The organism is Streptomyces sp. Edi4 (assembly GCF_040253615.1).
Taxonomy (GTDB): domain Bacteria; phylum Actinomycetota; class Actinomycetes; order Streptomycetales; family Streptomycetaceae; genus Streptomyces.
Genome location: NZ_JBEJGY010000004.1, coordinates 2,672,172 through 2,690,632, shown reverse-complemented (window position 1 = coordinate 2,690,632; position 18,461 = coordinate 2,672,172). Strand labels below are relative to the sequence as shown.

11 protein-coding genes are annotated in these 18,461 nt (G+C 75.6%); 1 reads left to right on the top strand and 10 read right to left on the bottom strand.

The window, feature by feature from the left end; genetic code table 11:
- Positions 1-201 precede the first annotated feature (201 nt).
- The 4 genes from ABR738_RS14135 to ABR738_RS14120 all read right to left on the bottom strand — a co-directional run bounded on the left by ABR738_RS14135 (position 202) and on the right by ABR738_RS14120 (position 7,703).
- Positions 202-1,149 (bottom strand): ABC transporter ATP-binding protein, encoded by a 948-nt coding sequence (locus ABR738_RS14135; protein ID WP_350230325.1) that lies wholly within the window; start codon positions 1,147-1,149, stop codon positions 202-204.
- Positions 1,146-3,863, bottom strand: coding sequence for an FtsX-like permease family protein (locus ABR738_RS14130; RefSeq protein WP_350230324.1), 2,718 nt, complete (start codon positions 3,861-3,863; stop codon positions 1,146-1,148). Before ABR738_RS14130 ends, ABR738_RS14135 begins: the two co-directional genes overlap by 4 nt.
- 1 nt (position 3,864) lies before the next feature.
- The gene (locus ABR738_RS14125; RefSeq protein ID WP_350230323.1) at positions 3,865-7,107 is read right to left on the bottom strand and encodes an ABC transporter permease; all 3,243 of its coding nucleotides are present in this window, start codon (positions 7,105-7,107) and stop codon (positions 3,865-3,867) included.
- A gap of 191 nt (positions 7,108-7,298) precedes the next feature.
- On the bottom strand, positions 7,299-7,703 hold the full coding sequence (locus ABR738_RS14120; RefSeq protein ID WP_350230322.1) for a globin: 405 nt from the start codon (positions 7,701-7,703) through the stop codon (positions 7,299-7,301).
- A 194-nt stretch (positions 7,704-7,897) separates the two neighbouring features.
- Here ABR738_RS14120 and ABR738_RS14115 point away from each other — a divergent pair, with 194 nt between their 5' ends.
- Positions 7,898-8,872 carry a methyltransferase domain-containing protein gene (locus ABR738_RS14115; RefSeq protein ID WP_350230321.1) on the top strand — a complete coding sequence of 325 codons (975 nt, stop codon included), beginning with the start codon at positions 7,898-7,900 and terminating at the stop codon, positions 8,870-8,872.
- Here the strand turns inward: ABR738_RS14115 and ABR738_RS14110 are convergent.
- From ABR738_RS14110 to ABR738_RS14085, 6 genes are all read right to left on the bottom strand, one after another.
- A complete protein-coding gene (locus tag ABR738_RS14110; protein WP_350230320.1) occupies positions 8,853-10,364 on the bottom strand; it encodes an FHA domain-containing protein in 1,512 nt (503 codons plus the stop codon). The genes ABR738_RS14115 and ABR738_RS14110 overlap by 20 nt on opposite strands.
- A gap of 207 nt (positions 10,365-10,571) precedes the next feature.
- Complete coding sequence (locus tag ABR738_RS14105) at positions 10,572-11,930, bottom strand: vWA domain-containing protein (protein WP_350230319.1); 1,359 nt, start codon at positions 11,928-11,930, stop codon at positions 10,572-10,574.
- Between the two features lie 103 nt (positions 11,931-12,033).
- Positions 12,034-13,323: a PP2C family protein-serine/threonine phosphatase gene (locus ABR738_RS14100; protein ID WP_350230318.1), complete on the bottom strand. Its 1,290-nt coding sequence runs from the start codon at positions 13,321-13,323 to the stop codon at positions 12,034-12,036.
- A gap of 2 nt (positions 13,324-13,325) precedes the next feature.
- Complete coding sequence (locus ABR738_RS14095; RefSeq protein ID WP_350234566.1) at positions 13,326-15,935, bottom strand: tetratricopeptide repeat protein; 2,610 nt, start codon at positions 15,933-15,935, stop codon at positions 13,326-13,328.
- 50 nt (positions 15,936-15,985) lie between these two features.
- Entirely contained in the window at positions 15,986-17,326 is a 1,341-nt protein-coding gene (locus ABR738_RS14090) for a coiled-coil domain-containing protein (protein WP_350230317.1), read from the bottom strand.
- Between the two features lie 44 nt (positions 17,327-17,370).
- On the bottom strand, positions 17,371-18,426 hold the full coding sequence (locus ABR738_RS14085; protein WP_502964084.1) for a glutamate ABC transporter substrate-binding protein: 1,056 nt from the start codon (positions 18,424-18,426) through the stop codon (positions 17,371-17,373).
- Positions 18,427-18,461: the final 35 nt, after the last annotated feature.

Sequence of the window (18,461 nt, the reverse complement as noted above, 5' to 3'; positions counted from 1 at the left end):
GCCCACGGTCCGCAGCCGGGGTCCCTGGGGCTCCGCCCCAGACCCCGTTCGCGCTGAACGCGCTCGTCCTCAATCGCCGGACGGGCTGGGTATGTGCACATGGGCCCGCACCGACCCCGTCAGGGGCGCGGGGAACTGCGCGAGAAGCGACCACGGCCCGCAGCCGGGTTGGGGGCCAAGGCCCCACCCGCGGGCCGCCTCTCAGCGCTCGTCCGGCCAGATCTGGATGTGGTCCGGTTCCAGTTCCAGGGCCACTCGGTGTTCCATGGCCAGGGCGCGGGTGTACTCCGCCGGGAGTTGCAGGCGGCCCGCGCGGTCGAGCATCGCGTATTCGCGGGCCACCAGGGACTCCTCGCCCGTCGCCGCGTCCACCTGGGTGCGGCGCAGGACCTCCGTCGAGGTGCGGCCGTCGCGGATGGCGACCGTGCGGCGGACCTCGCTCGCCACGGCCTGGTCGTGGGTGACGATCACGATCGTCGTGCCCAGCTCCTCGTTGGCCCGGCGGAACGCGGCGAAGATCTGCTCACCGGTCGCCGAGTCCAGCTCGCCCGTCGGCTCGTCGGCCAGCAGGACGGAGGGGCCGTTGGCCAGCGCCACCGCGATCGCCACGCGCTGCTGCTCGCCGCCCGACATCTGGTGCGGCCTGCGGTCGCGGCAGTGGGCGACCTCCAGCATGGTCAGGAGGGAGTCGGCCCGTTCGGCCTTCTTCCGCTTGGCGAGCGCGCCGCGCAACTGCATCGGCAGGGCCACGTTCTGCACGGCCGTGAGGTAGGGCAGCAGGTTGCGGGCGGTCTGCTGCCACACGAAGCCCACCACGTCGCGCCGGTAGCCGAGCCGGGCCCGGGCGTCCATCGCGAGCAGGTCGCGCCCGGCCACCCTGGCCGCGCCGGCCGTCGGCACGTCGAGCCCCGCCAGAATGTTCATCAGCGTCGACTTGCCGCTGCCCGACGCCCCCACCAGGGCCATCAACTCGCCCTCGGCGACCAGGAGATCGAGTCCTTGCAGGGCCTGCACCTCCACGCCGTCGGTGGCGAAGACGCGGACCAGCCGGTCGCAGGCGATGAGCGCGTCGTGGCCGTACGCCGGCCGGTCGCGGTGGGCCGTCGCCCGGCGCTCCAGGTCTTCGAGCGATGTGGCCGATGTCGTCATCGTGCGTCTCCTGCCCTGAGTTCGGTGATGGATCCACGCCGGCCGCTCCACCAGGCCTGCGCCGCCGCCACGCCCGTCGCGAGCAGCAGGACGCACACGGCGGGCAGCACCAACGACACCGGATCCGCGCGCAGTTCGGCGCCGACCGGCGCCAGGCCGCTCGTGGTGGCCAGGGCCAGGCCCGCGAGGTCGATGCCCGGCGCGAGGAGCGCGATCGAGGCCCAGCCGGTGAGCGCGCCGCCCGCCGCCGCGAGGAACGCCGCGGGCAGCGATTCCAGGACGAGCAGCGCGCGGCCCTGGCGGCGGGTCAGGCCCATGGTGCGCAGCCGGGCGAGCAGCGCGGAGCGCTCGGGCGCGCCGCGCAGGAGCGAGAGGAGCAGGGCGAGGGCGGCGAAGCCCGCGCCCGCCGCGACGGCCACGCCGTAGACGCGTCCGGCGCCCTTCTGCAACGGGGAGTCGGTGAACGCCTCCCGCGCCTGCGAGCGCAGCCGTACGGTGGCGCCGCCGTGCTCGGCCGTCGCCCGGAGCGCCTTGGCGTCGAGCAAGCTCCCGCCGACGAGGAGCGCTGTGGGGTCCTTGGCGGCGAGACCCGCCGCGTCCACCAGCAGGTACGCGGTGCCCGGCACGGCGGCCGACCACGCGTGGCCCGCGCTCACGCGCACCGTCACGTCCTGGCCGCCCACGCGCAACGTGACCGGGCCCGGGCCGAGGAGCCGGGCGAGGGAGGGGGAGGCGAGGGCGGGCAGGACGGCCGTGCCGGGCTTCGCCGACGGCGCCTTGAGCCGGGCGGCGTCCACGTCGAGCGCGGTGCCGGAGGTCAGCCGGGCGTACGCCTGGGGGTCCACGCCCGCGACGGCGGCCTTGGCGCCGCCGGGCAGCTCCACCGCGTACTCGATGTGGACGGCCGCCACGCTCCGCACACCCGGTACCCCCGCCACCTTGGCGGCCAGGTCCTTCGGCAGGACCACGCCGTCGACCCGGGCGTCGGCGCCCGTGGCGTACAGCGCCGCCCGGTCGCGCGCGTCCGCCGTTCCCGCGAGGACCGAACCGCCGAACGCGGCCGTGGAAAGCGCCGTGAGCAGGGCCAGCAGGGGCAGCGCCCCACCGCCGGGGGCGCGCCCGGCGCGGGCCAGCGCGAGGAAGCCGAGGACGCCGCGCAGCCGGCCGGCCGGGCGGGCCGCCCAGCGCAGCGGCAGCGGATGCAGCCGGATCAGGACCAGCGCGGCCATCACCCCGATGAGCACCGGCGCCGCGCTGAGCAGCAAGTCCACGGAGCCGCCCGCGGTGCCCCTGCGGCGCAGTGCGAACACCGCGCCCGCCGCGAGTACCAGGAGCGTCAGCTCGGCCACCGTGCGGCGCGCCGAGGCCTTCTCCCGTACCAGGTCGGCGCGTTCGGCGGCGGAGCGCACCGTGCGGTGGGCGGGCGCCGCGCGCAGCGGCAGGGCCACGCAGCCGAGCACCGCGACCCCGGCCGCCGCCGCGAGCGCGGGGCCGAACCGGCCGTCGGGTACGGCGAGTACGGCGAGCAGCAGTCCTGCGCCGGCGGCCGGGAGCACCACGACCGCGCTCTCCGCGCACAGCCGGCCCGCGATCTGGGGCAGCGAACCGCCACGGGCCCGCAGCAGGGTCAGCTCGGCGGCGCGCCGGGTCGCGGCGAGGCCGCCCGCCATCAGGAGCACCACGGCCGCCACGGTCGCGGTGCCGAAGCCCGCCACCGCGACCACCGGGCTGATCGCGTCGCGCGCCGAGCCGTAGGCGATGAGCACCTTGTCGAGTTCGGTGAAGACGGCCGTGGAGGAGGAGAAGACGGTACGGACGTCGTTGAGCGCGGGACCGGCCTGGAGGGAGGCGACGGCATCCTTGAGGTCGTCGAGGCCCCGGGCGTTCAACGGGGCTGATTCCGGGGCGAGTTGGGCGTACATCTCGGGCTTGCCGCCGGTGGCGAGCAGCGCGGGTGCGGCGTCGGGCGCGAGCAGCAGCGCGCCGTGCCAGTACTTGGGCGGTTCGGGGGCCGCGGACGGCACGCTCTCGAGCTGGGGGGTGCGCAGGACAGGCTGGACCGACCAGTAGCCGCCGCCCGGCTCCAGCGGCCGTACGATGCCGGTCACCGTCAGGGCCAGCGGGCCGCGTCCGACCCCGGCCACGTGCAGCACCGCGCCCGGGGTGAGGCGCAGGGTGCGCGCGGTGTCCTCGGTGACGGCGACCTCGGCGCCCGCCGACTCCTGGTCGGCCCGCCCGCCCGGCAGCCGCCCGGACACCAGACGGGCGTGGGTGGCCAGGCCGGCCTGGGCGGCCACCGTGAACCGCGCCGGGATCCCGCTGGGCCGGGGCAGGAACGGCTCGTCGGACTCCAGGCTCTGCCCGGTCCGCAGCCCGTACGCCGACTGGGCGCGGTCGATCGTGAGCGGGGCGGGCACCGTGCGCACCACCGCGTCGAAGTGCTGTCGCAGCTCGGCGGGAGAGACCATCGCCGCGCGGTCCGGCGCGGTCGCGGAGAGCCCGGGCGCGCCCGCGCTGAACTGGAGGGCGGTGCGGGCCGGCGCGGCCGACGCCACCGCGTGGCGCAGCCCGTCGTTCTCGTACGTCTCCACGCCGCGCGGGAAGGCGGCCGCGAGCCACGCGGTCATCAGGACCAGGACGGCGAGCGCGGCCGCCGCCCCGGGGGCGGTCCGCAGCCGGGTGCGCACCCAGGGCGCGTGGGCTCTGCCTGCCATGTCAGTTGCCCCCTTGGCCGCGCAGTGTGACGGCGGGATCGCTGCGGCGCAGCGCGATCGCCGCGACGATCAGGAGCGGGACGGCGGCCACCGCGCCGAGCAGCAACGCCACCCGCCCCGCCGGGAGTTCGACCAGGACGGCGGGCACCGGCTGGGCGGCCTGGTCGGTCAGCACGATCAGCGGTACCACCGCCCGGGTGAGGAGTTCACCGAGGCCGAACCCGGCGAGCAGCGCGATCGCGATGAGAACGCCCTGCTCGGCGGCGATCAGCCGGGCGAGCTGGCGGCGCGGGGTGCCGAGGGCGCGCAGTACGCCGAACTCCCGGCCGCGCTCGCGCAGCGATCCGGCCGCGCTCACGGTGAAGCCGACCGCCGCGAGCGCCGCCGCCACCAGGGACACGGCCGCAAGCGCGGACTGGGGGCCCGCGCCGAGCGGGTCGTCGCGCAGTTGGCGCGCGAGGTCGGCGCGGGAGACGATCCCCGCCGGGTCGGTGTCGGGCCGGTCCCGGAGCGCGGCTGCGGCCTCGGCGGCGCGGCCGGGCGCGGTGGTCAGCCACCATTCGGTGGCCGTCAGGCCCGTGGCGCCGTCGTTGTGGAGCAGCGCGTTGGCGGCCCGCAGGTCCAGCAGCAGCCCGCCGCCGTCCAGGGCGGCCGGCACCTGGGGCGCTCCGGTGGCCGCCGGCGCGCCGCTGCCGGTGGTCGGAAGCTGCCCGAGGCGGGCGACGATCTTCACGCGCACGGTGTGGCTGCCGAGCGGTACGTCGATGATCTGGCCGACCTTGCCGCCGCTCGAGGCGAGGAACCGGTCGTCGGCGACGGCCGTCGCCGGGGGCGGCGCGGAGCGGCGGGCGGTGAGGCCGAGCGTGCGGGTGAGGGGGCCCGTCTCCTCGCCGTCCCAGCCGGGTTGGGACTGCTGGTCCTGGCTCGAGGTGGTCCAGCGCGCGGCGGGCGGCACGGCGACCGGCCGGTCCTGGCCGCCCGCTCCCTCGGCGCGCAGCCCCTCCAGAGCGACGCCGCCCGGACCTTCGGTGCCGGGCGGGACCGGGAGCGCCACGGTCAGGCCGGTCAGGCGCACGGGTCCTGCGGGGCGTCCTGTCGGCGGGCCCGCGGCGGCGGCCAGGTCGAGGCCCAGTCGGTGGGCCCGGCCGTCGGGTGCCAGCGTGCCGAGCGGGAAGGAGAACCGCACCCCGAACCGGTCCTCCAGGGTCGCGGTCACCGCGCCGGGCCGCCCCTTGGGGACGGCCGGGCCGGTCAGCCGCAGATCGAGGCCGATCCGCCCGGTGTCATCGGGCAGGACGGCGCCGCCCGGCGGGTCCTGTTCCGGGGTGAGCAGGGACAGCAGTTCCGGCGCCGTGCGGCCCGCCAGGTCCGGGCGCAGCAGGAAGCCGCGGGCGTCGCGGGTGTCGAGGGCTAGTACGGTGCCCGAGCGCCCGCCGCTCAGCGGCATCGACTCGCGCACGGCGGGGGCGACGGCGCTGACGCCGGGGACCGTGGCGTAGGAGCCGCCCTGGCCGAAGGGGCTGGTGGCCGAGGTGAGCACCCGGATGTCGGTGCCCGCGCGGAAGTCGGCCTGGTCGCTCTGCGAACGGTTCCAGGTCGCCGACTGGCCGAGCGTGAGCAGGCCCATCGCGACCGCGAGGATGAGCAGCAGCACCGGGCCCGCGCCGCGCAGCGGCCGGCGGCTGAACTGCCAGCCCGCGAGCGCCATCGGCAGTCCCCGCCCGCCCGCCGCCCACCGCTCGGCGAGCCGGGCCGCGGGCGGCAGCAGCCGCAGCACGAGGACGGTCCCGGCGAGCAGGGCGAGCGCGGGCGCCGCCACGAGCAAGGGATCGACGCCGAGTCCGCCCGAGGCGTCGGTGTCGAGAGCGCCGGAGCCGGCGGCGGAGGTCTGCCGGTCGAGCTGCCAGTAGGCCACGCCCGCGATCAGCAGGAGCCCGATGTCGGCGCCCGCGCGGACCGGCGCGGGCAGCGCGCCCGCGCGCCCGCCGCGCCGCCTGGGCCCCGCCGCGAGCGCGGGCGCCACCACAGCCGCCGCGCAGCCGAGCGCGACCAGCACGGCGACGAGCCACACCGTGGCGGTGGCCGAGGTGTCCAGGCGGAGCCCGGCCCGCGCCAGTGCGCCCTGCCCGGCGAGCAGCCGGGTCAGCGGGCCGGCCAGGAGCGGCGCGATCAGCGCGGCGGGCACCGCGAGCAGCAGCGCCTCGGCGGCGGCGAGCCAGGCGATCTGGCGCCGCGATCCGCCCCGGGCGCGCAGCAGTTCGGTCTCGCCCGACCGCTCGGTGCTCAGCAGGCGGGCGACCAGGAGCAGCGCGTATCCGGCGAGCAGGACCAGCTGGAGGGCGACGATGAGCAGGGTCGAGCGGGACACGAGCAGGGAGCGTTCGGCCCGGTCGAGAATCGAGGGCAGGGAGGTCACCGCCGTGGCGTCGGGCCCCAACGCGCCTTGTTTCACCAGGGACTTGGGGCCTTCGGTCGCCGCCGTGCGCAGGGCGTCGATCCGGTCCGTGGTGATCGTCGAGAAGTCGGCGGTGGCGAGCCAGGCGCTCGGGCCCGCGCTCACGCGGCCGCCCTCGAACACCGAGGGGTCCGCGAGCAGGGGTCCGTAGGTGGTGAAGTCGAGCTTGCGGACGCCGCGCCCGCCGAGGTCGTCCAGGCGCCAGTACGCGTCGGACACGTCGGCGGCGCGGTAGACGCCGGTGATCCGCACGGTGATGTCCGGGCCGCCGAGCCGGTCGGTGAGGGTGAGGACGGCGCCGGGGCGCACCGGGAGCCGGGCGGCGGCGGACTCGGGCAGGGCGGCCTGGATCTCGCCGCCCCGCGCGTCGGCCGGAGCGGAGGGCCAGCCGCCGGCCGTCAGGCGGACCCGCGTGCGGTCGACGGCGGCCAGGAAGGTGAGGTCGGGATTGGCGGCGCCGGCGTTCTGCGGGGAGCGGGGCAGCGCGTAGGTGCCCGACCGCGTGAACTGCCGTGTGGTGACCGGCAGATGGTCGAAGACGGTGGCCGCGCCCGTCCGTACCGCGTCCGCCGCCGCCTGCCGCTGGTCGGGCCGGACCCCGGACGTGACGGCGAGGGCGGCCGGGGCGGCGGCGCGGGTGGCGAGCGTGTGGCGCAGCGCCGCGTCGGAGACCGAGCCGGAGAACGTGGTCAGCGCCGCCAGGACCGAGGTCGTGAGCAGCACGGCGAGCAGCGCCGCCAGAAGCAGCAAGCGGTGTGCGCGGACGCGCAGCAAGACGAACCCCGGCACACGGCCCCCCTCGGGCTGTTGGCCATTCCCCCGAAATGTGTCCAGATGTTTTCAGGACGCGCGGGGTCGTGGAAACCGCTTACTCGGTGTTCTTGCCCGATCGTGATCGGAATGCGACCACGGATGACCGAGTTCCGGTCGGAAGGGCAGTCTTCGCGGGTGCTGAGGGGCAGCCGGGGCGTCCGGTGGGCTCAGCCCTCGGAGTTGACCATCGAGGCGGCCGCGTACGTCAGATAGTTCAGAAGCGTCCGCTCGTGCTCCGGGGACAGGCCCAACTCGTCCACGGCGGCGCGCATATGACGCAGCCAGGCGTCGTGGGCGGCGCGGTCGACCGTGAACGGCGCGTGCCGCATCCGCAGCCGGGGATGGCCCCGGCCGTCGCTGTAGGTGCGCGGGCCGCCCCAGTACTGCATCAGGAACAGCGCGAGCCGTTCCTCGGCCGGGCCCAGATCCTGCTCCGGGTACATCGGGCGCAGCAGCGGATCATCGGCGACACCCCGGTAGAAGAGATGGACGAGCCGGCGGAAGGTCTGCTCGCCGCCGACCTGCTCGTAGAACGTCTGCTCCTGGAGCGTGCCGCGCGGAATCTCGGTCACGTTGAACACCCTCGCAATGTCATGGGGCCTGCCCCGGGACGCCGCCCGGAGCCCAGGGGCCGTCCCTGGGTGAATGCGGCGCGCTTCCATGGTCTCAGACCGGGCGGCCGAGTACCGGGGCCCTAGGACCGCTCTCCCTGGGTCCGGCCCGGGGACGGCTCGCCCGGCGGGTCCCGGCGCAGCACAGTGGAGGCATGAGGACGGACCTGGAGCTGCGGCGGGCCCTGGTGCGGGAGCTCGTGGCGGGCGGCGCGCTCGGCGACCCGGCGCTGCGGGCCGCCTTCGAGGACGTGCCGCGCCATCTCTTCGTGCCGTACTTCTACGAGAGCGGACCTCGTGGCTACAGCCGGCTGTGGGGCGAGGACCCCGACCCCGGGCGGCGCGAACGCTGGCTGACCGGCGCATACGCGGACGCCCCGCTGGCCACCCGGCTGCGCGACGGCGACCTCGTCTCCTCCAGCAGCCAGCCTTCCTTGATGGCCGGCATGCTGGCGGCCCTCGACCTCGCGGACGGCGACCGGGTCCTGGAGATCGGCGCGGGCACCGGATACAACGCGGCGCTGCTGTGCCACCGGCTCGGCGAGGCGAACGTGGCCACCGTTGACCTGGACCCCGAGATCACCGATTCCGCGCGGGCGCATCTGGCCGCCGCCGGGTACCGGCCCGCCGTGATCACTGGGGACGGGGCGCGCGGCGCTCCCGCGCGGGCCCCCTTCGACAAGGTCGTGGCGACGTGCGCGGTCGCCTCGGTGCCGCACGAGTGGGTCGCCCAGTGCCGGCCGGGCGCGCTGATCCTGGCCCCGCTCGCCACCGGTCTGATCCGGCTGCGGGTGACGGGTCCGGGCCGCGCCGAGGGCCGCTTCCTTGGCACCCCGGCCTACTTCGTGCCGTTGCGCGGCGCGGGTCCGGACGCGGGGCCCACGTCCGGCGCCGCCGGATCGGCCCGCGCGATCGTGGCCGACGAACTGTTCCGCTTCCTCGTCGAGCTGACAGCGGGCAGCCTCGACCCGTACGAGGCGTACGAGCTGTGGCGGCGCGAGGCGCGGCCCCGGCGCGAGCGGTTCGGGCTGACGGTGGACGGCGGCGCCCAGTGGGCGTGGCTGGACGATCCGCAAGGGCCCCACACGTGGCCCTTGCGGCGCGCGCCGTTCAGCCCCGGCGCACCGTGATCGTCGTCCAGGCGCCCACGTGCACCCGGTCGCCGTCCTGGAGCGGCACCGGCACATAGGGCTGGATCGGCTCGCTCGCGCCGTTGACCGTCGTGCCGTTCGTCGAGTTCTGGTCGACGACCGCCCAGGTGCCGTCCGGCTGCTGCACCAGCACCGCGTGCTGGTGCGAGACGCCCGGGTCCTCCGGCGGCACCGACAGGTCGATGTCGGGCGCCTCGCCGGTGGAGTGGCGGCGCCGGCCGATGGTGATCTGGTTGCCGGACAGCGGACGCTGCTGCTCGGGCGAGTACGCGGGCAGGTTGAGCCCGGCCGCCTCGGGGCCGCTGCGCTGCATCATCGCCAGGAAGTAGTCCCGGTCGGGCCCGACCGTGATGGACCAGGGCGCGGGCGCCGGCGGCGGCACCGCCTGCGGCCAGTCGTCGCCACGCTCGGGCGCGGCGGCCTGCGGCGCGGCCTGGGGTGACGCCTGGGGCCAGTCGTCGGCGGCGCGCTCGGGCGCGGGCCCCGGGGGCGCCTCGGGCGCGGCCTGCGGCCAGTCGTCGGCGCCGCGCTCGGGGGTGGAGCGGGGGCCCGGCTGCGGCCAGTCGTCGGCCGCGCGCTCGGGGGTGGGCCTCGGGGTCGCCTCGGGCCGGGCCTGCGGCCAGTCGTCGGCGCCGCGTTCGGGCGTGGCCGGCTGCGGCCAGTCGTCGGCGCGGTCGGTGCCGGGCTGCCTGCCCTGGCCCGGCACGGCCTGGGAGGGCGGCGGCAGCATCCAGTCGTCGTCGGCCCCCGGCCGGGGCTCCCGCGCCTGCGGCGGCGGACCCTGCTGCTGGAAGGGCGGCGGCGGAGGCGGCCCGCCCTGGGGCCCACCGAACGGCGGCTGCGGCGGGCCACCCTGAGGGCCGCCCGGCGCACCACCCTGAGGGCCGCCCTGCGGTCCCGCGAACGGCTGGCGCGGCGGCGCGGGCGGCTGCTGCTGGAACCCGTTCGGCGGCACCTGCTGCCCGGGACGCCGCGCGGGGTCGGCGGCCAGCGGCTCGGCGGGCCGGTTCACCTGCGAGGGCCGCGAGCTGTGGTACTCGTAGGGATCACGCGGCGCGGGCGGCGGACCCTGCTGGAAGGCGGGCGGCAGATTCAGACCGGGGCCGGGCGTGGAACCCGGACCGCCCACAGGACCCGGACCGCCCACAGGACCCGGACCGCCCACGGGGCCGGGGCCACTCACGGGGCCGGGGCCCTGCGGCGGCAGGGGGTGCTGGGGGGCCAGCGGGGTGTACGAGGTCGCCGTGTTGGTGAGGAAGTTCCACCGGCACTCCTCGCAGAAGGGCGCACCGGCCTCGCGCGGGGTCCGGCACTGCGGGCAGAGCTCGGCCTGCGCGGTGGCGTTCGGGTCCCTGGGGCCCGGGTACGCGGGCGGCGGCGGGGGAGGCGGCGGCACGGCGCCCATGCGATGGCCGCAGATCTCGCACCAGTCGTCGGAACCCGACTGGTGTCCGTTCGGGCAGGTCGGCATGGAGTCGCTTCCCCCTCTCCTTGTCCGGCCCGGTGGGCCGAGGCATCTCGGTGGTTCTCAGTACTCGGTGCTGCTCGGGTGCTTCGGTGTTCGGTGCTTCGGTACGGCTGGCTGTCTCTGTACGGCTCGGTGCTTCCGGGTCCTGCTCGGTACGTCTTGGTCGTAACCCCGCGACGCGCCGCGCGACTACTTACTGTTCGCTTCCTGCTACTTCTTGACGCGAACGGTTTTGGTCGAGCGCGTTTCGAGGGTCATCTCGTCCGCTTCCGCAACCTTCGCCTTCAGTCGCACAGTACCTGTCACCTCGTCGACCACGTCCACCACCTTCGCGAGCAGTCTCGCAGTATCCGCGTTCCCGGAGGCGGCGGCCAGCTGGACCGCCCGGCCGAGCTTCGCCGTGGCCCCGTCCACATCGCCCGACTTGCGCGCATCCAGGCCCTGTTGGATGACTTGGGCCAGTTCGGCCTGACCTGTGTAGTGGGCGACCTGGGGGTTGATGGAGGTGGACGCCACCATGTCGTCGGTCCACACCGCCCGCACCAGACCCTGCGAGAGCACCTGGGGCGTACCGCCCTCGCGGTCCGGCACGATCAGGGAGACACGGGCCGCCAGCATTTCCTGGCCGATGTTGGCCTGGGGCACCCGCACGCAGATGTGGTAGTCGCGCGACTCGTCGCCCCACGAGCCGGTCGGATAGTCCCCGGCGCGCGGACCCGCCTCGGTGCGACGGTGCGTCAACTCCTCGACAGCGGGAGCCACTTGCTTGACGAACATGACCTCCACGCCGACCGGCGTCCACAGCCGCAGCGCCACGTCCGCGACCTCCTTGCCCATCGCGTTCTCCATCATCCGCGTGAAGTCGCCGGCCAGCTGGGCCGGGTCGGCGACGATGTCGGCGGTGCCGAGCAGCGCGGAGGCGATCGAGGTCACCTCCTTGACCTCCCAGTCGGTCCCCACGCCACGGGCGTCACAGGTGAACCGCCCGGCGCACGCCTGGAGCGCGGCGCGCAGGTCCTCGGGCGACTCGTGCTCATTGCGCCCGTCGGTCAGCAGGATGCCGTGTCTGATCGGCACGTCCGCCGTCCCGAGCAGCCGGTCGGCCAGGCGCAGCCAGGTGCCGATCGCGGTGCCGCCGCCCGCGCTCAGCTTGCGCAGCGCGTCCTTGGCCTGCGCCCGGGTCCGGCTGTCGGCGGTGGCCAGGCGGCCGTTGCCGGGGTAGACCTCGCGGGCGGTGTGGGTGCCGGCGACCACCGCGAACTCGACCCCGTCGCGCAGGGTGTCGATGGCGGCGGCCGTCGCGTCGCGGGCGTTGCGCATCTTGGTCGGCGGGTGGTCCATGGAGCCCGAACAGTCCACCATGATCACCACGGCGGCGGCGGGCGCCTGCCCCGGCACGTGGACGGGCGAGACCGTGGCCGTCGTGAGGGGACCGCCCCCCAGGGTGCCGCCCCCGGTGGAGGCCACCGTGACGATCGCGTTGACCTCGCGCCCGCCCTCGGGCAGGAACTCGTTCTGGTACACCTCTACGGAGAACTGCGGCACGGTGGACTTCGAGAAGTTGGCCATCGGAAAAGGCTCCTTGAGGCTCCATGGACCTGAAGTGACAAGAGTGCGGGGCGAGTTGCGGGGTGCGGGTGGCGCCGGGCGGGCGGGTGAGGGCGCAGGAGGCCTACGGGCGGCCGGGAGCCGCCCCCTGCGGCTCCACCGCGAACGGCAGCAGGGCCACGGTCACGTTGTCGTGGCCCCCGCCGTCCAGGGCGTGCCCGACCAGGACCCGCGCGCCGCGCAGCGGCTGTGCGGCGGCGTCCACCGGGACGACACGGGCCATCTCCTCGGCGCCTTCGGCGTAGTTCCACAGCCCGTCCGTGCAGACCACCACCACGCCGGAGCGGTCCGGCTTGAACGAGGCGGTGTGCGGGTCGAGATCGTAGGCGTCCGCGCCGAGCCACCCCGTGATGGCGTGGGCCCGCTCGTCCGCGTAGGCGTCGGCCTCGCTCATCAGGCGCGCCGCCACCATCTGCGCGGCCCACGAGTCGTCCTCGGTGAGCCGGGCCGGCGCGGCCGTACGGTCGTCGGGGACCCAGTACGCGCGGCTGTCGCCGACCCAGCCCACCACCAGGAGCCCGCCCGCCGACACCGCGCCCACCAGCGTGCAGGCCGGCGCGTTCTGGTGGCGGTGCGCCTCGTGCGGCAGGGCCTGGACGGGCTCCGCGGCAAGGGAGTTGACGGCTTCGGCGGCCGCCAGGATCGCGTCGTGCATCGCCTGCTGCGGGTGGGTGCCCTGCTCCAGAGCGGCCAGCAGCGACTCGTTGGCGGTGGCCGCGGCGGCCGCCGACGCCTCGTCGGGCCGGGTCGCCGACGACACCCCGTCGCAGACGATGGCCACGACGGCGGGCGAGCCGTCGGGCAGCGCGGTCGAGGACAGCGCGAAGGAGTCCTCGTTGCGGTGGTGGCGCAGGCCCCGGTCGCTCACCGCCGAGACGCCGCCGAGCTCCTGCTCCATGTGGTCGCGCTCGCGCGGCTGGGCGTGCCCGCAGTTCTCGCAGTAGCCGTCGCCGTCGACCCGGCCCGCCCGGCAGGCCACGCAGACCTTGGCGGGGGCCGCCGGCGGCCGCGCCACATGGGTGTGCGCGTCGGGAGCGTCGGGTTCGGCGGCGCGCGGGTCGGGCGCCGCGAGCGCGTACGCCTCCTGCCCGGGCCGGCCGGGCTGCCCGGGCTGCTCACCCTGAGCCGCCTCCGCCCCCGCCCCCGGCGCCGCCGCCGGGCCGTCCGGGCTCGTGGGGCGGGGCACGTGGGGCGGCACGGCGGCGGCCGGTGACGCCAACTCGATGGTCGGATGGTCGAGCGGGGGCTCGGGCACGGCCGACAGGTCGTACCCGCAGGCCCCGCAGAACAGGTCGCCCGTCTCCAGCGGCTCTTCGCAGCCGGGGCAGGCGGCGAGCTGATGCGTCTGCGACATCGTCACACCCAGGTCCGTGGGCGGAATCGGTTGGCCCGTTCCACCAGGTCGATCCTTTCCTCGCCGCGCTGTGCGAGCCGGGCGAGCATCCGGTACGAACGTTCCAGACCGAAGCGCAGGCCCCGCTCGTCGACTTCGCTGCCGAGCAGGACGGTTGTGTCCTGCCCGGCGCCGGTGCTCCCCGACAGTACCCAGTCCAGGGCGCTGCCCAGGACCTCGGCCGTCAGCTGCGCACGTCGCACGGCGTCGAGTCCGAACGCGTCCAGCGCCTCGATCTGGGCCGCGGCCGCCAACAGGTCCGCGCGCAACGGGTCGTGGGGGGAGCGGCCGCGCAGCCGCGCCCGGACGGCGGCGACCCGGGCCGCCGTGTAGTGGATGGAGGCCTCCGGCACCGATTCCAGAGTCCTGACCGCGCCGGCGCGGTCACCGGCGGCGAGCCGCACCCGGGCCAGGCCGAAGGCGGCACTGACGTAACCGGGATCCGTCATCCACACCAGGCGGTAGTACTCGGCGGCGTTGTCGAGCTGGCCCAGCACCTCCGCGCATACGCCGAGGGCGAGCTTGGGGGCGGGCTCGCCCGGGAACGCGTCGTAGATCGCGTCGAAGGACAGCGCCGCGTTCTCGTTGTCGCCCGCCGCCAGCGCGGCAAGACCTCGGTACCAGACCACCCGCCAGTCGTCGGGGTGGTCGGCCTCCAGGGAGTCCAGCGCCTTGGCGGCGGACAGTCGCTCGTCCAGGTCGAGCCGGGCCCGCAGCTCGCGCAGCCGGCGCTCGATGGACTGGGCGGGCGCCGAGCGCAGCGCGATGATCAGCTCGGCGGGCGCGGCCGCCATCAGGCCCGCGAGGAAACCCGCGTTGGGATCGCCCGGGTCCACGTGCGGTACCGGCAGCGCGAGCGCGGTGGCGCGGGCGTCGAGCGGCGCGAGCGCGAGCACGGGCGGCCCGCCGACGGCGCCCTCGGCGCGCGGCGCGGGGACGGCGCCCGGCGCGGGGACGGCGCCCGGCGCGGGGACGGCGCCCGGCCTCGCCAAGTGGGACACTGCGGTTGTGCCCGGCGCGGGCGGGGCGCTCCCCGAAACGGCGGCCGGGGCGGCCGGCGCGGTCGCGGCCGCCGCGAGTGCCTTGCGGCCCCGGCGGCCCGGTGGGGCCACCCGCGCCCCGAGCCGCGAGACGGCGCCGGCGTCGTGCGGCGCGGCGAACAACTTGGTGTCCGTGACGCGCAGTTCGGTGCCGAACAGCGTCGAGAGTGCGGGCCTCGGCCGGCCCGTCTGGAGTGCGACGACCTCACGCAGCACGCCCGTCAGCTGCTCCGCCATCTCCTGCGCGGAGGCGAACCTGCGCGCCGGGTCGGGGTCGGTGGCCCGTACCAGGAAGCGGTAGTACGACTCGTAGGCGCGGAAGACCTCGATGGTGTCGGGGTCGGGCAGACAGTCCGCGTAGACGTTGGTGTAGCCCTGGAAGTCGAAGGTCAGCACGGCCAGGGTGCGCGCCACCGTGTACAGGTCGGAGGCGACCGATGGTCCCGCCTCGGCGACCTCGGGGGCCTGGTAGCCGACCGTGCCGTAGATCGCCGACTCGTCGTCGTCCATGCGGCGCACCGCGCCCATGTCGATCAGCTTGAGCTGGTCCTCGGTCTGGATGGCGTTGTCGACCTTGAAGTCGCAGTACAGCAGGTTGCGGCTGTGCAGATGCCCCAGCGCCTCCAGCGCCTCGATGCCGAACGCGCAGGCCTGCTCGACCGGTAGCGGATCGCGCCTGCCCGCCGCCGTGCGCCGCTCGTTGGCTATGTCCTTGAGCGACTTGCCGCCGACGTACTCCATGACGATGTAGCCGTCGAGCGAGCCGGTGCGCTGGTCCAGGTGCTCGACGAAGTTGTAGATCCGCACGATGTTGGAGTGCTCGATCTCCGCGAGGAAGCGACGCTCGGAGATCGCCGCCGCCATCGCGTCCTGGTCGCCGGTGTCCAGCAGGCCCTTGAGCACCACCCAGCGGTCGGAGACCGCCCGGTCCACGGCGAGGTAGACCCAGCCGAGGCCGCCGTGCGCCAGACAGCCCATCACCTCGTACTGGCCGTGCACGATGTCACCGGTGCGCAGCTTGGGCACGAAGGAGTACGGGTGGCCGCACTTGGTGCAGAAGCCCTCGGTGCGCCCGGGCCGCTCCCCGCGCGAGCGGCCCACCGCAGCCCCGCAGTCCGAGCGTGAGCAGAACCGCTTGCGCTCGGGCACCTCGGGGCGCTCCATCACCGCCGAACGCGGATCGGGGCGCGGCACCGCGGGCACCGTCACCAGACCCGCGCCGAGCCGGCTGCGCGCCGAGGAACTGGCCGCCGCACCCGAACTGCGCACCGACACCGAGCGCGCGGTCCCGGCGCCGGACAGCGACGACAGGCGCCCCGAGACCGAACGACGAGACGTCGACGAGCGCGAGGAGCGGGCGGAGGCGCGCGATGAGGACCGGGCAGACCGGGAGGACGGGGAGGACGCGGCCGCCGAGGAGGCCGAGCGGTGGCCGCCGCCGGTGATCCCGGTGGGCGGCGACGACACCATGCCGGTGGGCGACACGACGGGCGCGAGCCCGCAGGTGTCGCAGTACAGCTCGCCGCCGCCCATGTCCTCGTACGTGCCCGCGCAACCGGGGCGCTGGCACTGGGTGTTCTCGCTCACGAATCCCCCCTCACGTCCTGGGTTCCCGACTGCCCGGGGACCAGCACTTCCGCCGCCGCACGCTGGTAGCGCAGCACCGCGTCCTCGGCGACCCGCAGGTCGCAGGGCGCCGACCACAGCATCCGGCGGGCCGCGTCGTACCGCTCCATCAGGAGCGGGTCCTCTGCCATGCCGTGCCGGGCCACCTTCGCCTTGTACGCGTCGAGGCGCCCGCGCAGCTCGGCGCGGACCGCGAGCGGCGCGGTCACCGCCGTCAACGAGGCGCGTGCGCGCAGCAGTTCGTCCTCCGCCTCGCGCTCAAGGGACTCAAGGAGGGGCGACAGGCGGTGCCACTGGGCGTGCCTGCGGTACTCGGCGGCCGCCGCCAGCTGTTCCTGGAGCACGATGGAGGGCCCGCTGACGGCCGGCACCTCGCTGGCGGCGATCTTCGCCAGGACCTCACCGCGCGCCGAGCGCGCCTCGGCCAGCGTGCGGTCGGCCCGCGACAGGACGTCCCGCAGCCGGGCCAGGCGCTGCTCGGCGTCCTGACGTACCGTCAGCACCGCGTCGATCTCGCGCCGTACGTCCTCAAGGGCGCGCGCGGCCCGGTCGTAGCGGCCGGTGTCGGGGCGGCCGCCGCCCGGCGCCGAGCTGCCCGGGGCCGGCACCCAGAAGGCGAGCGGGTCGGAGATCACCTGGGTGCGCAGCTCGGCCAGCTCGGCCGTGATCGCCTCCAGGTCGTCGCCCGAGGGGTGCTCGCCCGGCCGCACACCCACCGAGTGCGCGAGCCCCCGGGTGCGGTGCAGCTCGGCGGCCAGCAGGTCTATCCGGGCGGGCAGCGCGGACCACACCGTGTCGGCGGCCACGACCAGGTCGAGCGAGCGGGCGTACAGCTCGTTCATCCGGTGGACGAGGTCGGCGAGCGAGAAGCGCTCGGTCAGCTTCGCGGGGCCACCGGCCAGCGTGGGCGCGCCGTGCAGGGCGGCGCCGGAGAGCGTGACGGACTCGCCGCGCAGCCGGTCGGTCAGCTCCACCAGGTCCTCCCGGCTCGGCCAGCGCCGCCGGGCGCGCAGCTCACGCGCGGAGCTGAGGGCCGCCGTGTACGCGTCGAAGTACGCCCACAGCAGGGAGATGGACTGCTCGGTGGCGGCCCAGCGTTCCCGGGTGACGCCGGTGAGCTCGGCCCCTTCCAGGAGCCGGCGCCCGGCATGGTCCTGGAGGGCAAGCAGCGAGGTCTCCACGGCCTCGTGCTCGGCGTCCAGGCGCGCCAGCGCACGGTCCGCCTCGTCCCGGTCCATGACCGGCGGGGCCGGCTCGGGGGGCCTTCCGGTGGAGCCGGGAAAGGATCCCGCGCCCATCGATCACCTCTCCGCTCTGTGGTACGGCCGCTGCCTCAACGTGCTCATCCCGTCCGGTACTTGGGTGCCGGCGGGCTCTTTATGCCCGGCAGGTCGGCGGCCAGCCACTGACGGTAGGCCTTCATCCAGGCGCTGTTGTCCCCGCCGTCCCGGTAGTCCACCAGGACCTGGTTGACCCGCCGCACCACATCGGTGTTGCCGAGCTTGACGGCGACGCCGTAGTACTCGGTGGTGAAGGGGCTGCCCTTGAGCTGGACCGCCGGGTCCTGGGCGGCCTGTCCGGCGGCCAGCGCGTTGTCGGTGACGACCGCGTCCACCAGGTTCTCCTGGAGGCGCACCAGGCAGTCCAGCTGGTTGGGGACCGTGAAGTCCTGGTAGTCGGCGCCGTGCGAGGCGGCCTTGAGCGCGTCGAAGGCGGTGGAGCCCGCCGCCACGCAGACCCGCTTGCCCTTGAGGGAGTCGTCGAAGCCGGTGATGGCGGAGGACTTGGGGGCGAGCACCTGCTGGCCCGCCTCGAAGTACGCGGTGGAGAACGAGGCCTGCTTGACGCGCTTGCAGTTGACGGTCATGGTCCGCACCACCACGTCCACCGTGCCGTTCTGGAGCGCGGGAATGCGCTGGCTGGTGGGGATGGCGCGGTAGATCACCGCGTTCTCGTCGCCCAGGATGTTCTTCGCGATCGCCTTCACCAGGTCGATGTCGAAGCCTTCCAGGGTGCGGGTCGTGGGATTGCGGTAGCCCCAGCGGAAGCTGTTCTGGTCGACGCCCGCGATCAGCTTGCCGCGCCGCTTGATGGCGTCGATGTTCGGGCCGTCCGCGCTCGACGGGGGCAGGCTCGCCTCGGGATCCACGCAGTCGTCGGCCTTGGCCGGCACGCCCCGCGCGGCGGCGGGGCCGACGCTCACCGAGGTGGCCTGGCCGCCGTGCCGGCTCAGCGGGATCAGGGCGCCGGCCGCGACGGCGAGCGCGAGGGCCATCCCGGCCACCCCGCCCCAGCCGCGCAGCCGCCTGGCCGCGCGCCGGGCACGGCCCGGCGTGCCGGTGCCGGTGCCGGGGGCGGCCGCGCGGGCCGGGTCCGCCGAGCTCTTCGCGCCGCTCATCGCGACCCCTCTCGCCCATCCACCGCTGCTCGCTG